We start from the raw sequence: 386 nt of genomic DNA, 5'->3' as shown, positions 1-386 counted from the left end.
GCCGTGTGTCGCCCCGGCGAAGGTGCCCAGTACCAGGCCACAGATCGTCGCGGCAAGCGTCACCACAAATGCGCCACCCACGGTTGGCGCAGCTCCGCTCAGTAAACGGCTTAAAACATCGCGTCCGAGGTCGTCAGTCCCCAGGAAGAAAGAAACTTCGCCATAGCGCGACCATGACGGCGGCCATAATTGATAACCGAGAAATTGCTGGTCGATGCCGTAAGGCGCAAACCAGCCGCCAAAAATACACAGTACAGCCAGCCCCGCGCAGCCGTACAGGCCGACCATCGCAGAGGCGTCACTATAAAATTTGCGCCAGGCGGTACGCAGCGTGCCCGGCGGGCGCTTTTCGCTGTATACGCTATCGTAAGGCATACCATTCCTTA

Annotated in this window: 1 pseudogene; it reads right to left on the bottom strand. The window is 59.1% G+C overall.

Annotated elements, in window-relative coordinates:
* Positions 1–375, bottom strand: a pseudogene (locus D9R02_RS11955) (hypothetical protein); the annotation flags it as partial.
* Positions 376–386: the final 11 nt, after the last annotated feature.

This window comes from Kocuria rhizophila, assembly GCF_003667225.1.
Taxonomy (GTDB): domain Bacteria; phylum Actinomycetota; class Actinomycetes; order Actinomycetales; family Micrococcaceae; genus Kocuria; species Kocuria rhizophila.
The sequence above is the reverse complement of the archived record's forward strand: the minus strand, read 5'-3'. Positions and strand labels throughout refer to the sequence as shown.